This window comes from Noviherbaspirillum aerium (assembly GCF_008929045.1).
GTDB lineage: Bacteria > Pseudomonadota > Gammaproteobacteria > Burkholderiales > Burkholderiaceae_D > Noviherbaspirillum > Noviherbaspirillum aerium.
The window spans coordinates 1-899 of sequence record NZ_VFAH01000080.1; the positions used below are offsets into that span (position 1 = coordinate 1).

1 protein-coding gene is annotated in these 899 nt (G+C 63.2%); it reads right to left on the reverse strand.

Annotated elements, in window-relative coordinates; all coding sequences use genetic code 11:
* Window positions 1-899: phosphopyruvate hydratase (eno, locus tag FH061_RS30155; RefSeq protein WP_151639504.1), on the reverse strand; the 899-nt coding region annotated here is incomplete at both ends.

The window sequence follows — 899 nt, forward strand, 5'->3', positions numbered from 1 at the left end:
ATCGAGTTGGCGATGTTCTTCTGGATGCCTTCGCGCAGGATGCGGGTGTTGGTGACGAACAGGTCGTCGCCCACCAGCTGCACCTTCTTGCCCAGCGCGTTGGTCAGCGTCGCCCAGCCTTCCCAGTCGTTTTCGGCCATGCCGTCTTCGATCGAGATGATCGGGTACTTGTCGCACCAGGTCGCCAGCAGGTTGGTGAAGTCGGCCGATGACAGCGACAGGCCTTCGCCGTGCAGCTGGTACTTGCCATCCTTGTAGAACTCGGAGGCGGCGCAGTCCAGGCCCAGCGCGATCTGCGTGCCCGGCTCGTAACCAGCCTGTTCGATCGCCTGCAGGATCAGCTTGATCGCGGCTTCATGGTTGTCCACCGAAGGAGCGAAGCCGCCTTCGTCGCCGACCGCGGTGGTCAGGTTCTTGTCGTGCAGGATTTTCTTGAGGGTGTGGAACACTTCGGCGCCGTAGCGAATCGCTTCGCGGAAGGACGGAGCGCCGACCGGGATGATCATGAACTCCTGCAGGTCGAGGTTGTTGTCGGCGTGCGCGCCGCCGTTGATGACGTTCATCATCGGCACCGGCATCTGCATTGCGGCGGAACCGCCGAAATAGCGGTACAGCGGCAGGCCGGACTCTTCCGCGGCGGCCTTGGCGACGGCCATCGAGACGGCCAGTGTCGCATTGGCGCCGAGACGGGCCTTGTTTTCGGTGCCGTCGAGATCGATCAGGGTGCGGTCCAGGAAAGCCTGCTCATTGGCGTCGAGGCCCATGATGGCTTCGGAGATTTCGGTATTGATGTTTTCGCAGGCCTTGAGCACGCCCTTGCCGAAGTAACGGCTCTTGTCGCCGTCGCGCAGTTCGATCGCTTCGCGGGAGCCGGTGGATGCGCCCGACGGCACGGCCGC